We start from the raw sequence: 19,948 nt of genomic DNA, 5'->3' as shown, positions 1-19,948 counted from the left end.
CAACTGCCCCATGACCTTTGTCGTGACGGATGCCTGCATCCAGTGCCGCCATACCGATTGCGTCGAAGTCTGCCCGATGTCGTGCTTCCACGAAGGGCCCAACTTCCTCGCCATCGACCCCGACCAGTGCATCGATTGCTCGATGTGCGTGCCGCTGTGCCCGGTCGGCGCGATCTACTCGGAGCATGACCTGCCCGAGGACCAGCGCCATTTCATTGCCCTCAATGCCGAACTGTCGCGGCGCGCTGACTGGCTGCCGTTGCTCAAGGCCAAAGGGCCGATCCCCGGCCATGAGCAATGGGCCGGTCATCCTGACCGCCTCTCGTTGCTGGAGCGCTAGCGCGCCTCAGCGTAATCCGGGAACGCTTCTTCCAGCGTCAGCACGGTGCCGGTCAGCGTGCCGTCGTAGCCGGGCAGTGCATTGACGCGCTGGCGGAAGGCTTCGCTGGTAAGCGCGTCCACCGCGCCGGCCAGTGCCGCGCTGCGCAGCTTGGCGCGCTCGATCGCAAAGAAGTAGCGCTCCTTGATCACCGGCACGAACGCCAGCCCGAAACGCCGCGCCGCGGTTTCCACGCCAAAGCCCACGTCGGCCATGCCGCTGCCGATATACGCGGCCACCGCGGCGTGGGTGAATTCACCGTTGCTGTAGCCCTCGATGCGGGCCGTGTCGATGCCGCGCGCGGCCAGCATCAGGTCCAGCAGCAGGCGCGTGCCCGAGCCCACCTGGCGGTTGACGAAGCGCACCTCGCGCCGGGTCAGGTCTTCCAGCGTGTGGATGCCAAGCGGGTTGTCCGGCCGCACGAACAGTCCCTGGCTGCGCACCGCCAGGTGCACCAGGCAGTGGGTGTCCGGCTTGAGCCAGGTGGTGAAATGCCGCCACATGCCGTGCTCGAACTCGCCCACCGGCACATGGAAGCCGGCGATATCGCAGGCGCCTTCGGCCAGCGCCGCCACGGCCTCGACGCTGCCGCAGTACTTCAGGTCGTGCCGCACCTGCTGCTCGTCGAGGAAGTCGCGCAGCGCCGCCACCGCGAAGCCGTGGCTGGCATGCAGCCGCGCCGTGGCTTCGGGCTGGTCCATCAGCTTCTTCAACTCGATCTCCAGCTCGGACGCCAGGCTGTCCAGCGTCGGCGACAGCCGCGCGCCGATCCGCTTGCTGGCCCACACCAACTGCTGCGCCAGCGGCGTCAGCGCGCTGCCGCGCCCGCGGGTCTTGTCGATCAGCGGGCCGCCGAACAGCGCCTCGGCATCGCGCAGGATGCCCCAGGCGTAGCGGTAGGACAGCGATACCGCCTGCGCCGAGTGGCTGATGCTGCCGGATTCCTCGATATGGCCGAGCAGGGCCACCAGGCGGGACACGTCCAGGGCCTCGCCACCGGGGCTGGCGTCGTCCCGGATCTGCAGGTGCGGGTGGATCGAGATGCGAATCATATGTAGAAAATAGCTTATTGAAGGGCCGCTGTCACTCTCATATAGTCCTTCAAACGGGAAAAAACGGCGACGTCACAGCCCGTAAATAGGAAAAAAATAGCATATAAGAGGCCGCGCTGCCGATCTGCGCAACGCCTCACAGGAGACGCTATGCCAGATATTTCCCCCCACGCACCGGCATCCGCCGACGCCACGCGCATCGCCGCCATCGTGGCCGCGCGCCAGGACATGCCGGGCGCCTTGCTGCCGATCCTGCATGAGATCCAGGACACACAGGGCTATATCCCCGACGCCGCCGTGCCCGTCATTGCCCGCGCGCTGAACCTGTCGCGCGCCGAGGTGCACGGCGTGATCACCTTCTACCACCATTTCCGCCAGCAGCCGGCCGGGCGCCACGTGGTGCAGGTCTGCCGCGCCGAAGCCTGCCAGTCGGTCGGCGCCGAAGCGCTGGCCGAGCATGCGCAGCGCGCACTTGGCTGTGGCTTCCATGAAACCACCGCGGACGGGCAGGTGACGCTGGAGCCGGTTTATTGCCTGGGCCAGTGCGCCTGCGGCCCCGCCGTGATGGTCGGCGAGCAGCTGCACGGCTATGTCGATGCCAGGCGCTTCGACGCGCTGGTGCACTCGCTGCGCGAGTCGTCCGCGGAAAAGACCACGGAAGCCGCGGAGGCACAGGCATGATCACGATCACCACCATCTTCGTGCCGCGCGATTCCACCGCGCTGGCACTGGGCGCCGACGACGTGGCCCGCGCCATCGCGCGTGAAGCCGCGGCGCGCAACGAGCACGTGCGCATTGTGCGCAATGGCTCGCGCGGCATGTTCTGGCTGGAGCCGCTGGTCGAGGTGCAGACCGGAGCCGGCCGCGTGGCCTATGGCCCGGTCAGCGCCGCAGACGTGCCGGGGCTGTTCGACGCCGGCTTGCTGCAAGGCGGCGAGCACGCGCTGTCGCAGGGCGTCACCGAAGAGATCCCCTTCCTGAAGCAGCAGGAGCGCCTGACCTTCGCCCGCGTCGGCATCACCGATCCGCTGTCGCTGGACGACTACCGCGCGCATGAGGGCTTTGCCGGCCTGGAGCGCGCGCTGGCGATGCAGCCCGCCGAGATCGTGCAGGAGGTCACCGACTCCGGCCTGCGCGGCCGCGGCGGCGCGGCGTTCCCGACCGGCATCAAGTGGAAGACCGTGCTGGGCGCGCAGTCCGCAGTCAAGTACATCGTCTGCAATGCCGACGAGGGCGACTCGGGCACGTTCTCCGATCGCATGGTGATGGAAGACGACCCGTTCATGCTGATCGAAGGCATGACCATTGCCGCGCTTGCGGTGGGTGCGGAGCAGGGCTACATCTACTGCCGTTCCGAATACCCGCACGCGATTGCCGTGCTGGAAAGCGCGATCGGCATCGCCAACGCCGCCGGCTGGCTCGGCGACGACATCCGCGGCAGCGGCAAGCGCTTCCACCTCGAAGTGCGCAAGGGCGCCGGCGCCTATGTCTGCGGCGAGGAAACCGCGCTGCTGGAAAGCCTGGAAGGACGGCGCGGCGTGGTGCGCGCCAAGCCGCCGCTGCCGGCGCTGCAGGGGCTGTTCGGCAAGCCCACGGTGATCAACAACGTGATCTCGCTGGCCACCGTGCCGGTGATCCTGGCGCGCGGCGCGCAGTACTACCGCGACTACGGCATGGGCCGTTCGCGCGGCACGCTGCCGTTCCAGCTTGCCGGCAACATCAAGCAGGGCGGACTGGTGGAAAAGGCGTTCGGCGTGACGCTGCGCGAGCTGCTGGTCGACTACGGCGGCGGCACGCGCAGCGGCCGCGCCATCCGCGCGGTGCAGGTGGGCGGGCCGCTGGGCGCGTACCTGCCCGAGTCGCGCTTCGACGTGCCGCTGGACTATGAAGCCTATGCCGCGTTCGGCGGCGTGGTCGGCCACGGCGGCATCGTGGTGTTCGATGAAACCGTCGACATGGCAAAGCAGGCCCGCTACGCGATGGAGTTCTGCGCGATCGAATCGTGCGGCAAGTGCACCCCGTGCCGGATCGGCTCGACCCGCGGCGTCGAAGTGATGGACCGCATCATCGCCGGCGAGCAGCCGGTCAAGCACGTCGCCCTGGTGCGCGACCTGTGCGACACCATGCTCAACGGCTCGCTGTGCGCGATGGGCGGCATGACCCCGTACCCGGTGCTGTCCGCGCTGAATGAATTCCCCGAGGACTTCGGCCTCGCCTCCAACCCAGCCAAGGCCGCCTGAGCCAGGTCCAGCAGAGACACGGGAGACAAACCGCCATGAACGCCCGCAACGAGATCGATTTCGGCACGCCCGCCAGCCCATCCACCGAACTGGTCACCCTGGAGGTCGATGGCGTCAGCGTCACCGTGCCCGCCGGCACCTCGGTGATGCGCGCCGCGATGGAAGCGCAGATCGCCGTCCCCAAGCTGTGCGCCACCGACAGCCTCGAAGCCTTCGGCTCGTGCCGGCTGTGCCTGGTCGAGATCGAAGGGCGCCGCGGCTATCCGGCATCGTGCACCACGCCGGTCGAAGCCGGCATGAAGGTCAAGACACAGAGCGACAAGCTGGCCGACCTGCGCCGCGGCGTGATGGAGCTGTATATCTCCGACCACCCGCTCGATTGCCTGACCTGCCCGACCAACGGCAACTGCGAGCTGCAGGACATGGCCGGCGTGGTCGGCCTGCGTGAAGTGCGCTACAACGACGGCGGCCCGGAAGCTGCGCCGATCGCGACGCACACGCAGATGAAGAAGGACGAATCCAATCCTTACTTCACCTACGACCCCTCCAAGTGCATCGTCTGCAACCGCTGCGTGCGCGCCTGCGAGGAAACGCAGGGCACCTTCGCCCTGACCATCAGCGGCCGCGGCTTCGATTCCCGCGTTTCGCCCGGAACCAGCCAGTCGTTCATGGAATCGGACTGCGTCTCGTGCGGCGCCTGCGTGCAGGCGTGCCCGACCGCGACGCTGACCGAGACCTCGGTGATCAAGTTCGGCCAGCCCTCGCACAGCACCGTGACCACCTGTGCCTATTGCGGCGTGGGCTGTTCGTTCAAGGCCGAGATGAAGGGCAATGAAGTGGTGCGCATGGTGCCGTACAAGGACGGCAAGGCCAATGAAGGCCACGCCTGCGTCAAGGGCCGCTTTGCCTGGGGCTACGCCACGCACAAGGACCGCATCCTCAAGCCGATGATCCGCGCCAAGATCACCGATCCGTGGCGCGAGGTGTCGTGGGAAGAGGCGATCGACTATGCCGCGTCGCAGTTCAAGCGTATCCAGGCCGAGCACGGCAGGGACTCCATCGGCGGCATCGTGTCGTCGCGCTGCACCAATGAAGAGGGCTACCTGGTGCAGAAGCTGGTGCGCGCAGCCTTCGGCAACAACAACGTCGACACCTGCGCGCGCGTGTGCCATTCGCCGACCGGCTACGGCCTGAAGCAGACCCTGGGCGAATCGGCCGGCACGCAGACCTTCAAGTCGGTGGAGAAGGCCGACGTGATCATGGTGATCGGTGCCAACCCGACCGACGGCCACCCGGTCTTTGCGTCGCGCATGAAGAAGCGCCTGCGCGCCGGCGCCAGGCTGATCGTGGTCGATCCGCGCCGCATCGACCTGGTCGACTCCCCGCATATCCGTGCCGACTATCACCTGCAACTGCGCCCGGGCACCAACGTGGCGCTGGTGACCTCGCTGGCCCACGTGATCGTCACCGAAGGCCTGCTCAACGAAGCTTTCATCGCCGAGCGCTGCGAGGACCGCGCCTTCCAGCAATGGCGCGATTTCGTCTCGCTGCCGGAGAACTCGCCGGAGGCGATGGAAAGCGTGACCGGCATTCCGGCGGAACAGCTGCGCGGTGCCGCACGCCTGTATGCCACCGGCGGCAACGCTGCGATCTACTACGGCCTGGGCGTGACCGAGCATGCGCAAGGCTCCACCACCGTGATGGGCATTGCCAACCTCGCCATGGCCACCGGTAATATCGGCCGCGAAGGCGTGGGTGTGAACCCGCTGCGCGGCCAGAACAATGTGCAGGGCTCGTGCGACATCGGTTCGTTCCCGCATGAGCTGCCGGGCTATCGCCACGTGTCGGACTCGACCACGCGCGGTCTGTTCGAAGCCGCGTGGAATGTCGAGATCAGCCCCGAGCCGGGCCTGCGCATCCCCAATATGTTTGAAGCCGCGCTGGCCGGCAGCTTCAAGGGCCTCTACTGCCAGGGCGAGGACATTGTCCAGTCCGACCCGAACACGCAGCACGTGTCCGAGGCGCTGTCATCGATGGAATGCATCGTGGTGCAGGACATCTTCCTGAACGAGACCGCCAAGTACGCGCACGTGTTCCTGCCGGGCTCGTCCTTCCTGGAAAAGGACGGCACCTTCACCAACGCCGAGCGCCGCATCTCGCGCGTGCGCAAGGTGATGCCGCCCAAGGCGCGCTATGCCGACTGGGAAGCCACCATCCTGCTGGCCAATGCGCTGGGCTACCCGATGGACTACAGGCATCCGTCGGAGATCATGGACGAGATCGCGCGCCTGACGCCGACCTTCGCCGGTGTCAGCTACAAGCGCCTGGACCAGCTCGGCAGCATCCAGTGGCCGTGCAACGCCGACGCGCCGGAAGGCACGCCGACCATGCATATCGACACCTTCGTGCGCGGCAAGGGCAAGTTCATCATCACCAAGTACGTGCCCACCACCGAGAAGATCACGCGCGCCTTCCCGCTGATCCTGACCACCGGCCGCATCCTGTCGCAATACAACGTCGGCGCGCAGACGCGCCGTACCGACAACGTCTACTGGCATGCCGAGGACCGGCTCGAGATCCATCCGCACGATGCCGAGGAGCGCGGCATCAAGGACGGCGACTGGGTCGGGGTGCAGAGCCGTGCCGGCGACACGGTGCTGCGCGCGATCGTCAGCGAGCGCATGCAGCCGGGCGTGGTCTACACCACCTTCCACTTCCCGGAATCCGGCGCCAACGTGATCACCACCGACAACTCCGACTGGGCCACCAACTGCCCGGAGTACAAGGTGACCGCGGTGCAGGTGCTGCCGGTGGCGCAGCCGTCGGCGTGGCAGCGGGAGTACCAGGAGTTCAACGCCCAGCAGCTGCAACTGCTGGAAGCCGCCAGCGCCGACCCGGCGCAGGCCGTACGCTGAGCGGAGGGCCGTACCATGATGCGCTGCATGCAGTCACCGGAGGTGCATCCGGCCGCGGCCAGAGACGCCGAGCCGCCCACTCACAGCACCTTCGCCGTCAGCCGCTGGCGCCGCGGCGAGCTGATGCTGAGCCCCGATGAAGTGGCCGAGGAAGTGCCGGTCGCGCTGGTGTACAACGGCATCTCGCACGCGGTGATGCTGGCGACGCCGGCCGACCTGGAGGACTTCGCACTCGGCTTCAGCCTGAGCGAAGGCATCGTTACCCGTGCCAGCGACGTCTATGACATCGAGATCGACACGCGCGAGCACGGCATCGCCGTGCAGCTGGAGATCGCATCGGAAGCCTTCATGCGGCTCAAGGACCGCCGCCGCTCGCTGGCCGGGCGCACCGGCTGCGGGCTGTGCGGCACCGAATCGCTGGAACAGGTGATGCGCCTGCCGGCACCGGTGCGCAGCGATGCCAGCTTCCATACCGACGTGATCCAGGCCGCGTTCGTGCAACTGCAACTGCGGCAGGATCTGCAGCAACACACGGGTGCGACGCACGCTGCCGCATGGCTGCGTGCCGATGGCCATGTATCACTGGTGCGTGAAGACGTGGGCCGCCACAACGCGCTGGACAAGCTGGCGGGCGCGCTCGCCAGCAGCGGCGAGGACATCTCCAGCGGCGCGGTGCTGGTGACCAGCCGCGCCAGCTATGAAATGGTGCTGAAGACCGCCGCCATCGGCGCCGGCGTGCTCGCCGCAGTGTCCGCACCGACGGCGCTGGCCGTGCGGCTTGCCGAACAAGCCAGCATCACCCTGGCCGGCTTCGTGCGCGCCGGCGCGCACGTGGTCTATGCCCATCCCCAACGCCTGCAGCACGAAGCGAGCCTGGCATGAAGATCGACAACCTCATCACCATGGCCAACCAGATCGGCAGCTTCTTCGAGGCCATGCCGGATCGGGAAGAGGCCGTCTCTGATATTGCAGGGCATATCAAGCGGTTTTGGGAGCCGCGCATGCGCAAGGCCTTGCTGGGGCATGTGGATGCCGAGGCAGGGAGCGGGCTGCTGGACATCGTGCGCGAGGCGCTGGGGCGGCATCGGGCGATGCTGGAGTAGCTTGCAGGCCGGTTGCCGCTATGTGTCCTGCGCCCAGCGCTCCACCAGATCCGCAGGGATCGCCTGGAACACTTCATCGAAGCGCTTGCCGGTCAGCCGCTCGGCTTGCCTGAGCAGCAGTGCCACCGGGCTGCTGGGTTCGTGGAACTCGAACCATTGACGCGCGGTGCGGATGGCGGCCAGGGTGGCATCGCGATCCCGCGGTTTGCAGGCGCCTGAGTGCACGGCGGTTGCGGCAGGGGAAAGACCGCCGGCAGCATCGCCGCATGAAGGAGAAGCGACTGGCGCGGCGGTGGATGCGGCGACCGGCGGTGCCGGGGCGGTCGCGACAGTGCTCGTCATCATGCCAAGCAGCTTGAGCAGAGGGCTCAAGTCGGGGCTGTCCTGCCGGAGGTTGGCTTTTGCCCAACCGTCAATGGCCGCTGCCTGGCCTGCGGCCTCGTCGAGTGCCGTGAGGGCGGGGCTGTTCTGCTGGCGCAGATCCTGCATTTGCTGCCGCACCGATTCCGGCGCCAGGGCGTCCGCGGGCCGCGGCACGCCGAGCGAGCGCTCGACATCCCGGATCTGCAGCCGGAGCGCCGCGTTGCCTGTGATCGTCAACTCCCGCACGTCCCGCATCAGCCCCTCCGGGTCGGTCAGCGCGGCGAGCGCATTGGCGCGCATCGCGGGATCGGTTTCGCCATCGACGCATAACTGCGGATGGATGGCATCGGGCCATTTTGCCAGCAGCCGCGCCATGGCCGCGAGTCCGTCGCGCAGGCCGCTTGCCTGGCCTAGCCGGGTACGGCAGCGCAGCAGCAGCGCCAGGATGCGGATGTCGCGCGTGCGCAGCAGCAGGCGCCGGCAGTCGCGCTCCAGATCCGCCCAGTTGATGGCCTCGGGCTCGCTGACGAAGTTGCCGTACTGCGCGTCGGGCTTCGGCGCCGCCTTGGCCAGCAGCACGACGAACTCAGGGTCGTACTCCAGGTCGTCACCGCATGGCCTGTCGGGTGCGACAGGTTCCAGCAGTTCCGGGAAGGGAAAGTCAGGTCTTGGCACCGGTACGGCCTTGGCTTTGGCATTCATGGTCAGTGTGTTGCATAGTGTTCGGGCTCGAACACCATGCCGGTGATGGCGCGGCTTCGATCCGGTTCGCTCAGCCATGTGGACCAGCCCAGGCGTTCCTGCGAGCCCAGGATGGCAGGCGGCGCCGAGTCCGGGATCACCTGCAGCTCGGCTTCCCAGACGAACTCGAAGCCGACGAAGGCGCGCACCCATTCGATGAGCGTCGGAAGGTCCCTGCCGTTCGGCGTGAAGTTCAAGTATTGCTGCAACCCGAGCGGGCCGATCACCAGGCGGAACTTGTGTTGGCGGTCCGGCACCATTTCGCCAAGCATGGCGCCTTGCCCCATGACGCCTGGGGCGCCCGGGTGTCCCAGGCGGCTGCGCTCGGCCGGATCGACGGCGATCCAGTGCAATACATACTCTTCAAGCCTGACGGGCACACCAAAGAAGTGAGAAAGCGTGGCCGCGATGCCGTCGGGATCGCGCGCTTCGCGCACCTGGTGCGCACTCGCAGCGAGCCGGGCGTGCGGCGGCAGGGTGCTGTGCGCGATTTCGTCGGCTTCATTGCCCGCCAGCCAGCCGACATAGCGGGAGAACACCTCGCAGTCGCGCCGATCGAGGCCCGCGGTGGCTTGGGCGCTTGCCCACGCGCGGTAGAACTGCGTGAAGGCGCGATGGTGGAAAAGATCCAGGAAGTCGGCGGTGGTGTTGTCCCGGTGTGCTTCGCTACGCTCGCGTACAACTTCCGTCAGGTGAATCGGCAGCGCCCCGTTCGGCCCCAGCATACCCAAGCCAAACAATTGCACCTTGAGCCGGCCGGCCAGCGGCTGCACCTGCGCGATCTCCCGGGGCGCGAAGGTGAGCGCGGCCTGCTGGCCAGCCCGGAAAGGCTCGTCGCGTGGCCGGCTTGCCTGCCCGATCGGGGGCAAGTCAGGGTGCCGGGCGGACAGATGCCGCAGGAGCCCCAGGAAGCTCAGCTTCCACGGCGCCTGGCCGGCATAGTTTCCGGGCGCGGCCGTCGCCGCCGGCGAGGGCGGCACATTGTCGTCGTTGCCTTTGAACATGGCTACACGGCGCTGCGGCCGCCCATGCGCACGGGCCAACGATGCACCAGGCCGCGTTGCATGGAGTGCAGTTCGGTTTGCGTGAAGACATTGACCGAGACGTGGCGCGCCAGGAAATGCTCCAGCACCACGCCGAACAGGTATGGGCTGATGCCGGAGAAGCCGCCTTCGTCCACCGTGAGCTGGCACTGGATGCCGCGGCCGTAGATCAAGGGCCCGTTGCCTGGCAGCCGGCGCATGACTGGCTTCACGTTCGCGCCGATCAGGCTCTGGATTTGCCCCTGGTGCGCGAGGTCGTCGTTCGCCACGAAATGCCGCAGCATGTCACGCAGGCCCTGGCCGCCTGAGCGATGCTCCAGGTCGGTCAGCGACAAGTAGTTGAAGCCCAGCAGCCGTATCAGGCGCCAGGCCATTTCTCCGTCCGCATAGGGCGGCCGTGGTGCCGACGGCGCGCGGATCAGGCCGATCCCGTCCACGGGGATGGAAGCTGCCGGGGTCAGGTCGTGCCGGCCATTGCGCGGTACCAGATTGGGCAGATCGCGATTTGTAACCAGCGATTCCACTGACAGGTAGCGCAAGGCGTCCGGGTAGGGAGCTTCGTTCTGGTCCACCAGCGACACGAACAGCTCGGTGCCGACGTATGCCGTGCGTGTGCCGTACTTGCGAGCCTGCTCAGAGATCAGCCGACGCTCGCGCCGCAGGGAAAAGTAGCGGCCGTGGTTGCCTTCATCACTATTCAGGGTGGTAAAGAGCGGCTGGAAGTCGATGCCTGCGCTGTGCTCGGACCTTTGTGCGCAGAGCTGCCTGACGGTGTGGATTTCGTAGTCAAGCGGATGCTGCCGGTCGGCGACCAGGTGAAACTCGGCGCGGCCCGGCGTGACCTCGATGCGATCGGTGCGCTTTGGAAACAGATTGACCACCGGTGTGCAAAACAGCGCGAACTGTTCGCGGTCGACCTTGCTGGTCAGATCCCGGGGCGGCTTTGACAGCAGCACGACGATCTCGGCTTCCTTGCCGCGGATCCGGCTCAGGCCCTGAGCGAGCTTGTTGAGGCCGAAGAAATAGAAGCGCTGTGGGCAAGCGAAGTACTCATGCAACAGGTTGTGCCCGTGGAAGCTGTTCCACTGCAAAGGCAGCGCGCCTTCGCCCGGTCCCATTCCCACGTAACTGACAGCATCCTGCGCCACTGCGCAGGGGCGCTCGCTCATGGCCCCGGGGTGTCCGATCAGCGTCGCCACACCGGCGCTGTGCAACAGTTCGAACAGTTGTGAGGCGATCAGGTCATCGCCGCGCAGATAGACCGGCAGGTGGTCCAGGCCGGGCAGCTGGTCGAAGGTCGCGCCTCGCGTACAGCGCAGGCGCAACCGCAGTGCACCCTGTACTGTCACATGGGCGGGCACATAGCGCTCCGGCCCCCTGACATCGGGCGGAATGCCAGTGAGCCGCGCTTCGGTGATCTCAACCGGCCACAGTGTCAACGGCTGCGTGGTCCTGAACTGGCAGGCCGTCTTCTCTCCAGGCGCCGCCGCCGCGTTGACCTCCGTGCCGCGCGGAACCTCCACGCCATGCGCAAAATCGCCCTCGTTCTGGCTGGGTCGGAACTGCGCGACCGCAATCGATGGCGTCGGCGCCACATAGTTGGGGTAGATCACCTCCAGCAGCCGCTGGGTGAAGCGTGGGAACTCTGCGTCCAGCTTGATCTCGGTACGCGCTGACAGGAAGCAGAACGCCTCGATCAGGCGCTCGACGTAGGGGTCGGCCACCTCGATGCCCTGCATGCCCAGCCGTTTCGCGACCTTCGGGTGCTGTTTGGCGAATTCCCCGGCCAGCTCGCGCATATAGACGAGCTCGCGATTGTAGTAATCGAGCAGTTGCGGATCCATGGTGTCAGCTGGCGTGGATCGATTGGACACTCATCCGGCTGGTTTCCAGGTCGAGCGAGCTTTGGGCAGTGAACGCCATCGGATACGGGTTCATATGGATCAGGCCTTTGATCTCGAACACCAGGGTGTTATAGCGTTGTGGCGCATCTTCTTTCAGTAGCGGCTTCACTTCCAGCGAGCCGGGGATGAGCCGGGGTTCGAAGTCCAGGATCGCACGCCTGACGATGGTGACGATATCGCTCCACTTGTGTTCGGCCAGATAACTGCCGGCGACCGGGGACACGCCGTAGTTGATGGTCGATGCGGCAGCAGCGGGATAGCGCTTGCGATCGATTTCATCCTCGCGATTGGTGGTGTTGAGCAGATAGGTGAGGTCGCGTTGGATGATCTCGCGCATCTGGGCACGCGTGACGGTGTATTCGTCCGCGCTTTCCGTCTGGCGCTGGGGCGCGTCGTCGCGCAGCCGGTCCAGCAACGTCGGCAGCAGTTGCGAATTCGGGCGGCGCGGCGGGCGGTGTTCAGCCATGCTCCGCGTCCAGGGTGAGCGTTGTCACATCCAGCATGGCGACATCTCCCGTGTCTGTCATCCAGGTCTTCTGGCCGAAACCGATGACACCTGTCTCACCCGCTTCACTCCAGCTGGTTTCGCGAGCCAGCCGAATCCCGTCGCTGCCTTGTTCGGAGCCTGGGTAGCGCACCGGCAGGAAGCCACGGCTGACCACGCCGTCGGCGAGTGTCACCGTGGCCGGGCGCCATAACAGATCCAGCAACCCGGACGCCTTGCCCAACTCGATCTTGCGCATCTGCGCAAAGGGCAGCCAGGCGTAGCGCCCCGCGGTCACGATCTCGCAGGTCGGTCCCAGCCGTGTGTCTGTGTCGGTAATCCAGGCAAAGCGCACGCCGTCGTGCGCGCCGGCTGAGGCTGGCACCTGCGACAGGGCCAGGTGCCGGCTGGCGTCCGCGGCTGAGCATTCGCCGGCCTTGTTTTCCGCCAGAGCCGTGTGGAGCTTTGCCACCCACGCCGGGGCCGGCAGCAGCGAGCCGGGGGTGCGCTGGCCGGCGAATACCTCGCCACGAAACACCTCCGCACGGATCAGGTCGCGGTACACATGCGCGGTTTGCGCGAAGCCGGGCGCAAGCTGCGTGGCGACCTGCAATTGCTTGAGGGCCCTGGACCAGTCACCGACCACGCAGAGCCACTGGAATAGCTGCCAACGGAAAGCGAAAGAGCCAGGTTCCTCGCGGACCTGCGCCTCCGTCTGGGCCAGCGCGCCTTTGACCGAGCCGCTTCGGCGAAGGATTGATGACAGCCCCGTGCCGGGTGCCTGACGAGGGGTGTGCGCTTCAAGCGTCATGGCCAGGATCAGGCGGCAGCGCCGGCGCGGGACGGTAGGCGCTGTCCATCGACACCAGATGGTGTTCGCGACGGGTAAGCAGGGCCGTGACATCGCGGCGCCGCGTGGGCGCAATGTCGCCAGCGAACAGCCACAGCACGTCCGGCGCAGCCGGGGTTGAAAAGAGTTCGTGCTCTTCCAGGGATTCCCGGGAGCCGATCAGCGAATCAATATGGCCTGCCGTGTCCAGCATGTCCATCAAGCTATCGGCATGGTTCGCTTCGCGCGCGAGCGTTTGCAGCGGCTTCGGTTCGCCCTCCGCCGGGATCGGAGCTGTCGACGCTGCATTGGAGCTGGCATGTGCACTGACGTAGTTCGGGTCCCTTAGCGCCGCCTCGGCCTCGCGTTTGAGCTGATCGAGCACGTCGGCCGGCTCAGGGCCAGCCGCCGCCGTTGTCCCCGCACCACCGGCTGGCTTCACCAGCGAGAACGGATCGGCACCGTCTGGCTGCGTCCCGCCGAGCGCATCCCAAGGCCAGGGCGCATTGCTGTCGCCATCGAGTCTGGCGTTGACGGCGTGGATTTCCGCAGTGCGGTTCTGCCAGTCGCTCATAGCCCGGCCACCTGAGGTTATTGGTTTTCGAAAGCGTCTGATGATAATCGCAAATCCTGGCGTAACGAAATTCTAAATGGAATGGAATTTTCCTATTTAATATCCGGAAAATCAGAATTAAAAAGTGATCATAGAGATTTAAGGGTGATCCTATGGACATTGGATAAAAATGATGTATATCTCGGATGGATTGTCAAAAATTGTAATATTCCATGGGGACACGGTGTTGGGTCATTGTCGGCCAGAAGAAAACGTGATAACCGCGCGATGGAGTGAATAAAGTACATAAAATCAATGGGTTATATCGATTTTGGGTGCCGATGCGCCAGAGGCCTGGTCGCGGACGAGACATTTGCTAGCGTATTGTTTTGGTCATATCCTAAAAAAGCCAAATAACAAAATCTCCGTGCAATGGTAGTCCTCTTATCCAAGGGGCGAACGGCAAAGGAATCGAATGGATATTTCGCGTCAGGCCTTATTTGGCCGACTCAATCTCACGCTATTCAAGGCGATCGAAAGCGCGACGGCCTTTTGCAAGCTCCGCGGCAACCCGTACGTGGAGCTTGTGCATTGGCTCCACCAACTGCTGCAAGCCCCGGATGGCGACCTGCAGCGGATGCTGCGCCATGCCGGCGCCGACCTGTCCGTGCTTGAAGCCGACCTGACCCGCGCGCTGGCCGCGTTGCCTGCCGGCGCCACCTCGATCAGTGACTTTTCGTTCCAGCTTGAGTCGGCGATCGAGCGAGCGTGGGTCTATGCGACGCTTGCTTTTTCCGATGACCACGTGCGCGGCGCTTATCTGCTCGCTGCGCTGCTCAAGACGCCGGAGTTGCGCCGTACGGTGCTGGGCATCTCAAGCCAGTTCGCGAAGGTGCGGCCCGATGACCTGGTGGAAATGGCACCGGCGCTCATCGCGCAATCGCCTGAGAGCCGTGAAGCGGCTTATGACGGCAGTGGCCTGGCGCCGGCCACACCGGGTGAAGCCAGTGGCGCGACGGCACCTGCCAGTGCCGGCAAGCCCGCCCTGGGCAGGTACTGCCGCGACCTGACCGAGGAGGCACGCGCGGGCCGGCTGGATCCGGTGATCGGTCGCGAGCATGAGATCCGCACCATGACGGACATCCTGCTGCGCCGCCGTCAGAACAATCCGCTCCTGACCGGAGAGGCGGGTGTCGGCAAGACCGCCGTCATCGAGGGGCTGGCACAGGCCATTGCCGCGGGTGAGGTGCCGCCCAGCCTGAAGGACATCAGGCTGCTGAGCCTCGACGTGGGTGCGCTGCTGGCGGGCGCCAGCATGAAAGGCGAGTTCGAAGCGCGGTTGAAGGGCGTGCTTGAGGAAGCTGCCAAATCCCCGACGCCCGTGATCCTGTTCGTCGATGAGGTCCACACACTGGTTGGCGCCGGTGGCCAGGCCGGCACCGGCGATGCCGCGAACCTGCTCAAGCCGGCGCTGGCGCGTGGGACACTGCGCACGATCGGCGCCACCACCTGGAGCGAATACAAGCGCCACATCGAGAAGGACCCGGCGCTCACCCGCCGCTTCCAGGTCCTGCAGGTCATGGAACCGGACGAAGCCAGGGCGGTTGCCATGGTGCGGGGTCTGGTCCGGACGTTCGAGGCGCATCACCAGGTACTGATCCGCGACGAGGGGGTGCGCGCCGCCGTCAGGCTATCGCATCGCTTTATCCCGTCGCGGCAGTTGCCCGACAAGGCGATCAGCCTGCTCGACACCGCTTGTGCGCGCGTAGCCCTGTCATTGCATGCGCCCCCGGCAGAAGTCGAACATCTGCGCCACGAACTCGCCGCGGCCGACGCCGAGTGCGCACTATTGGCCCGGGAAGCCGGCTTTGGCCGGCCGGACGCTGCGCGGATTGCGCTCGCACGGGCTCGGCGCGAGCAGTTCGAAGCCGACCTGGCTTTGGCCTCGGCGCGCTGGGACCGGGTGCGCGGTCTGGCGACCGACCTGGTCGCCCGCCGATACGCACTGGTGCAGTCCGCGTCGGATGAATCGACCGTGGCCGCGCCGGCGCGACGAACCCTGGATGAGCTCGAGGGCCATCTTCATGCCGCGCAAGCGGATGCGCCGCTTGTGTACACGGAAGTGGATGAACGCGTGGTCGCCGCAATCGTCGCCGACTGGACCGGTATCCCGGTTGGGCGCATGGTCGCGGACGAGGTGGCAACCGTGATGCAGCTGCCGCAGACACTTGGCGAACGCGTGATCGGGCAAGGCCATGCGCTGATCCAGCTCGGGGAGCGCATCACGACCGCCCGTGCACAACTGACTGACCCCAACAAGCCGGTCGGAGTCTTCCTGCTGGCAGGCCCGTCGGGCGTTGGCAAGACCGAGACTGCGCTGGCGTTGGCCGACGCCCTGTACGGCGGTGAGCAAAACCTCATCACCATCAACCTCTCGGAATTCCAGGAGCCGCATACCGTCTCGACGCTCAAGGGCGCGCCGCCGGGTTATGTCGGCTACGGCGAAGGGGGCGTACTGACCGAAGCGGTGCGCCGCCGGCCCTACAGCGTGGTGTTGCTCGACGAGGTCGAGAAGGCCCATGCCGATATCCACGAAGTCTTCTACCAGGTCTTCGACAAGGGCTACATGGAGGATGGCGAGGGGCGCCATATCGACTTCAGGAACACCATCCTGCTGCTCACCAGCAATGCCGGCTCCGATCTGCTGGCGAATCTCTGTGAAGACCCGGCGCTGATGCCGGAGCCCGCTGCACTGCGCGACGCGCTGATGCCCGAGCTGCGCAAGGTGTTCCCGGCGGCGTTCCTCGGGCGGCTGGTAGTCGTGCCATATCTGCCGCTGGCGGCTGAAAACCTGGGCCGCATCGTGCGCCTGCATCTCGATCGCGTGGCGGTGCGCATGCAGCATCAGCACGGCATTGTGCTGACTTACGACGACCCGGTGGTCGAGTTCATCGTGGCGCGCTGTCCGGTCGGCGAGACCGGCGCCCGGCAGCTGATCGGCTTCATTGAGCAGGTCATCCAGCCGCAACTGGCGCGCCTGTGGCTGTTGGCCCTGTCCGAGAAGCGCGAGCTCGCCGTGATCGCGATCCGCGTCGCCGACAGCGCGCCTGCCGGGCTCGCCTACCACACCGAATACCGCGCTGGCCACGATGCCGTTGTGCCGGAGTGTCCCGAGGCCGGCTCGGCTTGACGCCGACCGGCATGTCCATGTAACCCGCAGGGGAGATCCATGTCTGTTGTGAACAGTTCGCAGAAATTCATCGCGCGCAACCGCGCGCCGCGCGTGCAGATCGAGTACGACGTCGAAGTCTATGGCTCGGAGAAACGTATCGAGCTGCCCTTCGTGATGGGCGTGCTGGCCGACCTGTCGGGCAGGCCGGCCGAGCCGCTGCCGGCGGTTGCCGATCGCAAGTTTCTTGAGATCGATATCGACAACTTCGACGAGCGCATGAAGGCCATGAAGCCGCGCGTGGCGTTTGCGGTGCCCAACACGCTGTCCGGCGACGGCCAGCTCATGGTCGACATGACATTCGAGAGCATCGAGGATTTCTCGCCCGCGGCGGTAGCCGGCAAGGTCGATGCGCTCAGGCAATTGCTCGAAGCCCGCACCCAGCTCGCCAACCTGCAGACCTACATGGATGGCAAGTCCGGCGCCGAATCGCTGATCAACCAGTTGCTGCAGGATCCCGCGCTGCTGCAGTCGCTTGCCAAGGCGCCCAAGCCCAGGGCCGGCGACGACGAACCTCAGTCGCCGCAGTCCTGAATGGATCGGCTACTTGCCTTCCTGAACCACCTCATCAAGCAAGGATTCCATGGCCACCGCCCAACCAGCACAACAGCAAGCGCTCGCGAGCGCTGACCATTCCGACTTCGCCGCGCTGATCAGCCGCGAATTCTCGCCCAAGACCGAACAGGCCCGCGAGGCCGTCGACCTCGCCGTCAAGACCCTGGCCGAGCAGGCGCTCGCCAGCTCGTTCACCATGAGCGATGATGCCTACAAGAGCATCGAAGCCATCATCGGCGCCATCGACAAGAAGCTCTCCGAGCAGATCAACCTGATCCTGCACCATGAGGACTTCCAGAAGCTGGAGTCCGCCTGGCGCGGCCTGCACCACCTGGTCTCAAACACCGAAACCGACGACAAGCTGCGCATCCGCGTGATGGATGTGTCCAAGGAAGAGCTGCGCCGGACCCTGCGCCGCTACAAGGGCATCGGCTGGGACCAAAGCCCGTTCTTCAAGCGCATCTATGAAGAAGAGTACGGCCAGCTTGGTGGTGAACCCTACGGCTGCCTGGTAGCCGACTACTACTTCGATCACACACCGCCCGACGTCGAACTCCTTGGCTCGCTTGCCAAGATCTCGGCAGCGGCTCACGCCCCGTTCATTGCAGGCGCCTCGCCGTCGGTGCTGCAGATGGATTCGTGGCAGGAACTCGCCAATCCGCGCGATCTGTCCAAGATATTCCAGAACCTGGAATACGCGCCGTGGAACAGCCTGCGCAACTCGGAAGATGCCCGCTATGTCGGCCTCGCCATGCCGCGTTTCCTGTCGCGCCTTCCCTACGGCATCAAGACCAATCCGGTCGATGAATTTGACTTCGAGGAAGACACCGACGGTGCGGATCACCGCAAGTACGTGTGGAGCAATGCCGCCTACGCCATGGCGGTCAACATCAACCGATCGTTCAAGCTCTATGGCTGGTGCACGCTGATCCGCGGCGTCGAAAGCGGCGGCGTGGTCGAGAACCTGCCGTGCCACACCTTCCCGACCGACGATGGCGGCATTGACATAAAGTGCCCGACCGAAATCGCCATCTCGGACCGCCGTGAAGCCGAACTGTCGAAGAACGGCTTTATCTCGCTGGTGCACCGCAAGAACACCGACTACGCAGCTTTTATCGGTGCCCAGTCGATGCAGAAGCCAGCCGAGTACTACGACGCTGATGCGACCGCCAATGCCAACCTCTCGGCACGCCTGCCGTACCTGTTCGCCTGCTCGCGCTTTGCCCATTACCTGAAGTGCATCGTGCGCGACAAGATCGGCGCCTTCAAGGAACGCGAGGACATGCAGCGCTGGCTCAACGAATGGATCATGAATTACGTTGATGCCGACCCGGCCAACTCGTCGCAGGAGACCAAGGCACGCCGACCGCTGGCTGCAGCGGAGGTGGTCGTCGAGGAACTGGAAGGCAACCCCGGCTACTACAGCGCCAAGTTCTTCCTGCGTCCGCACTTCCAGCTCGAGGGCCTGACCGTTTCGCTGCGGCTGGTGGCGCGCCTGCCGTCGGTCAAGGACGCCGCCTGAGCGTCGCTCAGGCGTTGAAACGTACCGGTAGTTCCACGCCGAGGTATCGCGCCCCTGACCTGATTGGGGCGCGGCCCTGGCTGTGGCTCTTGTCTGCAGTACCTGTCTTAACGTCAAGGAGTTTTGCAATGGCACAGGACATTTTCCTGAAGATCAATGGCATCGATGGCGAGTCGCAGGATTCGTCGCACAAGAACGAAGTCGAAGTGCTGGCCTGGGACTGGAGCATCGAGCAGCAGTCCACCATGCACGCGGGCAGCGGCGGCGGCGCCGGCAAGGCGACCGTGTCGGACCTGTTCTTCGAGCACTTCATCGACCGCGCCTCGCCCAACCTGATGAAGTACTGCCTGACCGGCAAGCACATCAACGAGGCCGTGCTGGTGGTGCGCAAGGCCGGCGGCAATCCGCTCGAATACCTGAAGCTCACCATGACCGACGTGATCGTCACCAAGGTGAGCCCCAAGGGCTCGGTGGATGACGAAGTGCGCATGCGCGAGAAGGTGGCGCTGTCGTTCTCCAGGGTGAAGCAGGAGTATGTGGTGCAGAACGCCCAGGGCGGCAGCGGTGGTGCTGTGACCGCGGGCTACGACATCAAGGGCAATAAGGAAGCCTGACTGTCATGGTTGGCCTCGCCGGCTACCAGTGTTGAAGCTGGCGAGGCCAAGGAGTCTGGCACCGACCGAATGCGGAATCCATGCGGACGACAACGGCCCGACTCTGAGGGCCGTTAAAGAGATGACCTCATGAGTGCGCTAAACAATCTGAAAAACCTGGCCGTTGGGCGGAATCGCACCGTCAGCGTCTCCAGCGCGGCGATTCCCGACCTGTTGGGGCAGCCCCAGCTGGAGTTCGTGAAGCTCTCAGGTCATGAGGGATTGAGCGAACTCTTCACCTACAAGGTAGACCTGCGCGCGGTCTCGCCTGCCGCGGAACAGTATCTTGCCGAGGCCGATCCCGATGCGATGATCGGCCGCGAGATGACCGTCACCATCGAGCTCGATGGCATGGGCACCGGCCTGCTGGGTGGGGTGGGGGC

The 19,948-nt window shown here is 65.4% G+C and carries 17 protein-coding genes and 1 pseudogene; 11 read left to right on the top strand and 7 right to left on the bottom strand.

Going from position 1 to position 19,948, the window contains the following annotated elements; all coding sequences use genetic code 11:
- Positions 1-10 precede the first annotated feature (10 nt).
- A complete protein-coding gene (fdxA, locus tag AC3WQZ_RS22275; protein ID WP_010811240.1) occupies positions 11-340 on the top strand; it encodes a ferredoxin FdxA in 330 nt (109 codons plus the stop codon).
- On the opposite strand, the gene AC3WQZ_RS22270 is transcribed toward fdxA, so the two are convergent.
- On the bottom strand, positions 337-1,431 hold the full coding sequence (locus AC3WQZ_RS22270; protein ID WP_010811241.1) for a substrate-binding domain-containing protein: 1,095 nt from the start codon (positions 1,429-1,431) through the stop codon (positions 337-339). The two genes, fdxA and AC3WQZ_RS22270, sit on opposite strands and share 4 nt — an antisense overlap.
- 150 nt (positions 1,432-1,581) lie before the next feature.
- Here AC3WQZ_RS22270 and AC3WQZ_RS22265 point away from each other — a divergent pair, with 150 nt between their 5' ends.
- From AC3WQZ_RS22265 to AC3WQZ_RS22245, 5 genes are read left to right on the top strand one after another with little or no spacing between them, the layout of a single operon-like run.
- On the top strand, positions 1,582-2,112 hold the full coding sequence (locus AC3WQZ_RS22265; protein WP_492301270.1) for a formate dehydrogenase subunit gamma: 531 nt from the start codon (positions 1,582-1,584) through the stop codon (positions 2,110-2,112).
- Positions 2,109-3,671, top strand: a complete 1,563-nt coding sequence (locus AC3WQZ_RS22260) for a formate dehydrogenase beta subunit (RefSeq protein ID WP_011614622.1) — start codon at positions 2,109-2,111, stop codon at positions 3,669-3,671. The genes AC3WQZ_RS22265 and AC3WQZ_RS22260 overlap by 4 nt, the downstream gene beginning before the upstream one ends.
- A 35-nt stretch (positions 3,672-3,706) precedes the next feature.
- Complete coding sequence (fdhF, locus tag AC3WQZ_RS22255; protein WP_492298304.1) at positions 3,707-6,586, top strand: formate dehydrogenase subunit alpha; 2,880 nt, start codon at positions 3,707-3,709, stop codon at positions 6,584-6,586.
- A 15-nt stretch (positions 6,587-6,601) separates the two neighbouring features.
- Positions 6,602-7,468 (top strand): formate dehydrogenase accessory sulfurtransferase FdhD, encoded by an 867-nt coding sequence (gene fdhD, locus AC3WQZ_RS22250; protein ID WP_492298305.1) that lies wholly within the window; start codon positions 6,602-6,604, stop codon positions 7,466-7,468.
- A complete protein-coding gene (locus AC3WQZ_RS22245) occupies positions 7,465-7,689 on the top strand; it encodes a formate dehydrogenase subunit delta (protein WP_010811246.1) in 225 nt (74 codons plus the stop codon). The genes fdhD and AC3WQZ_RS22245 overlap by 4 nt, the downstream gene beginning before the upstream one ends.
- Positions 7,690-7,707: 18 nt before the next feature.
- Here AC3WQZ_RS22245 and tssA read toward each other — a convergent pair whose 3' ends face one another.
- The 6 genes from tssA to AC3WQZ_RS22215 are packed head-to-tail and all read right to left on the bottom strand — an operon-like array spanning position 7,708 to position 13,627.
- Positions 7,708-8,754, bottom strand: coding sequence for a type VI secretion system protein TssA (gene tssA, locus AC3WQZ_RS22240; RefSeq protein ID WP_492301280.1), 1,047 nt, complete (start codon positions 8,752-8,754; stop codon positions 7,708-7,710).
- Between the two features lie 2 nt (positions 8,755-8,756).
- Positions 8,757-9,797, bottom strand: a complete 1,041-nt coding sequence (gene tssG / locus AC3WQZ_RS22235; protein ID WP_492298307.1) for a type VI secretion system baseplate subunit TssG — start codon at positions 9,795-9,797, stop codon at positions 8,757-8,759.
- Between the two features lie 2 nt (positions 9,798-9,799).
- On the bottom strand, positions 9,800-11,680 hold the full coding sequence (gene tssF, locus AC3WQZ_RS22230; RefSeq protein ID WP_492301268.1) for a type VI secretion system baseplate subunit TssF: 1,881 nt from the start codon (positions 11,678-11,680) through the stop codon (positions 9,800-9,802).
- 4 nt (positions 11,681-11,684) lie between these two features.
- A complete protein-coding gene (tssE, locus tag AC3WQZ_RS22225) occupies positions 11,685-12,206 on the bottom strand; it encodes a type VI secretion system baseplate subunit TssE (RefSeq protein ID WP_011614627.1) in 522 nt (173 codons plus the stop codon).
- Positions 12,199-13,035, bottom strand: a complete 837-nt coding sequence (locus AC3WQZ_RS22220) for a type VI secretion system accessory protein TagJ (protein WP_011614628.1) — start codon at positions 13,033-13,035, stop codon at positions 12,199-12,201. The genes tssE and AC3WQZ_RS22220 overlap by 8 nt, the downstream gene beginning before the upstream one ends.
- Positions 13,025-13,627 (bottom strand): TagK domain-containing protein, encoded by a 603-nt coding sequence (locus tag AC3WQZ_RS22215; RefSeq protein WP_011614629.1) that lies wholly within the window; start codon positions 13,625-13,627, stop codon positions 13,025-13,027. The genes AC3WQZ_RS22220 and AC3WQZ_RS22215 overlap by 11 nt, the downstream gene beginning before the upstream one ends.
- Positions 13,628-14,081: 454 nt before the next feature.
- Here AC3WQZ_RS22215 and tssH point away from each other — a divergent pair, with 454 nt between their 5' ends.
- From tssH to AC3WQZ_RS22190, 5 genes and pseudogenes are all read left to right on the top strand, one after another.
- A complete protein-coding gene (gene tssH, locus AC3WQZ_RS22210; RefSeq protein WP_492301267.1) occupies positions 14,082-16,796 on the top strand; it encodes a type VI secretion system ATPase TssH in 2,715 nt (904 codons plus the stop codon).
- 39 nt (positions 16,797-16,835) lie between these two features.
- Positions 16,836-17,369, top strand: a complete 534-nt coding sequence (gene tssB, locus AC3WQZ_RS22205; protein ID WP_010811254.1) for a type VI secretion system contractile sheath small subunit — start codon at positions 16,836-16,838, stop codon at positions 17,367-17,369.
- 49 nt (positions 17,370-17,418) lie between these two features.
- Positions 17,419-18,912, top strand: a complete 1,494-nt coding sequence (gene tssC, locus AC3WQZ_RS22200; RefSeq protein WP_439671302.1) for a type VI secretion system contractile sheath large subunit — start codon at positions 17,419-17,421, stop codon at positions 18,910-18,912.
- 128 nt (positions 18,913-19,040) lie between these two features.
- Positions 19,041-19,526 (top strand): Hcp family type VI secretion system effector, encoded by a 486-nt coding sequence (locus tag AC3WQZ_RS22195; RefSeq protein WP_492301265.1) that lies wholly within the window; start codon positions 19,041-19,043, stop codon positions 19,524-19,526.
- A 129-nt stretch (positions 19,527-19,655) separates the two neighbouring features.
- A pseudogene (locus AC3WQZ_RS22190) lies at positions 19,656-19,948 on the top strand (type VI secretion system Vgr family protein); the annotation flags it as partial.

It is taken from the genome of Cupriavidus sp. FW305-26, assembly GCF_058787975.1.
This window is presented reverse-complemented; position numbering and strand designations above follow the sequence as displayed.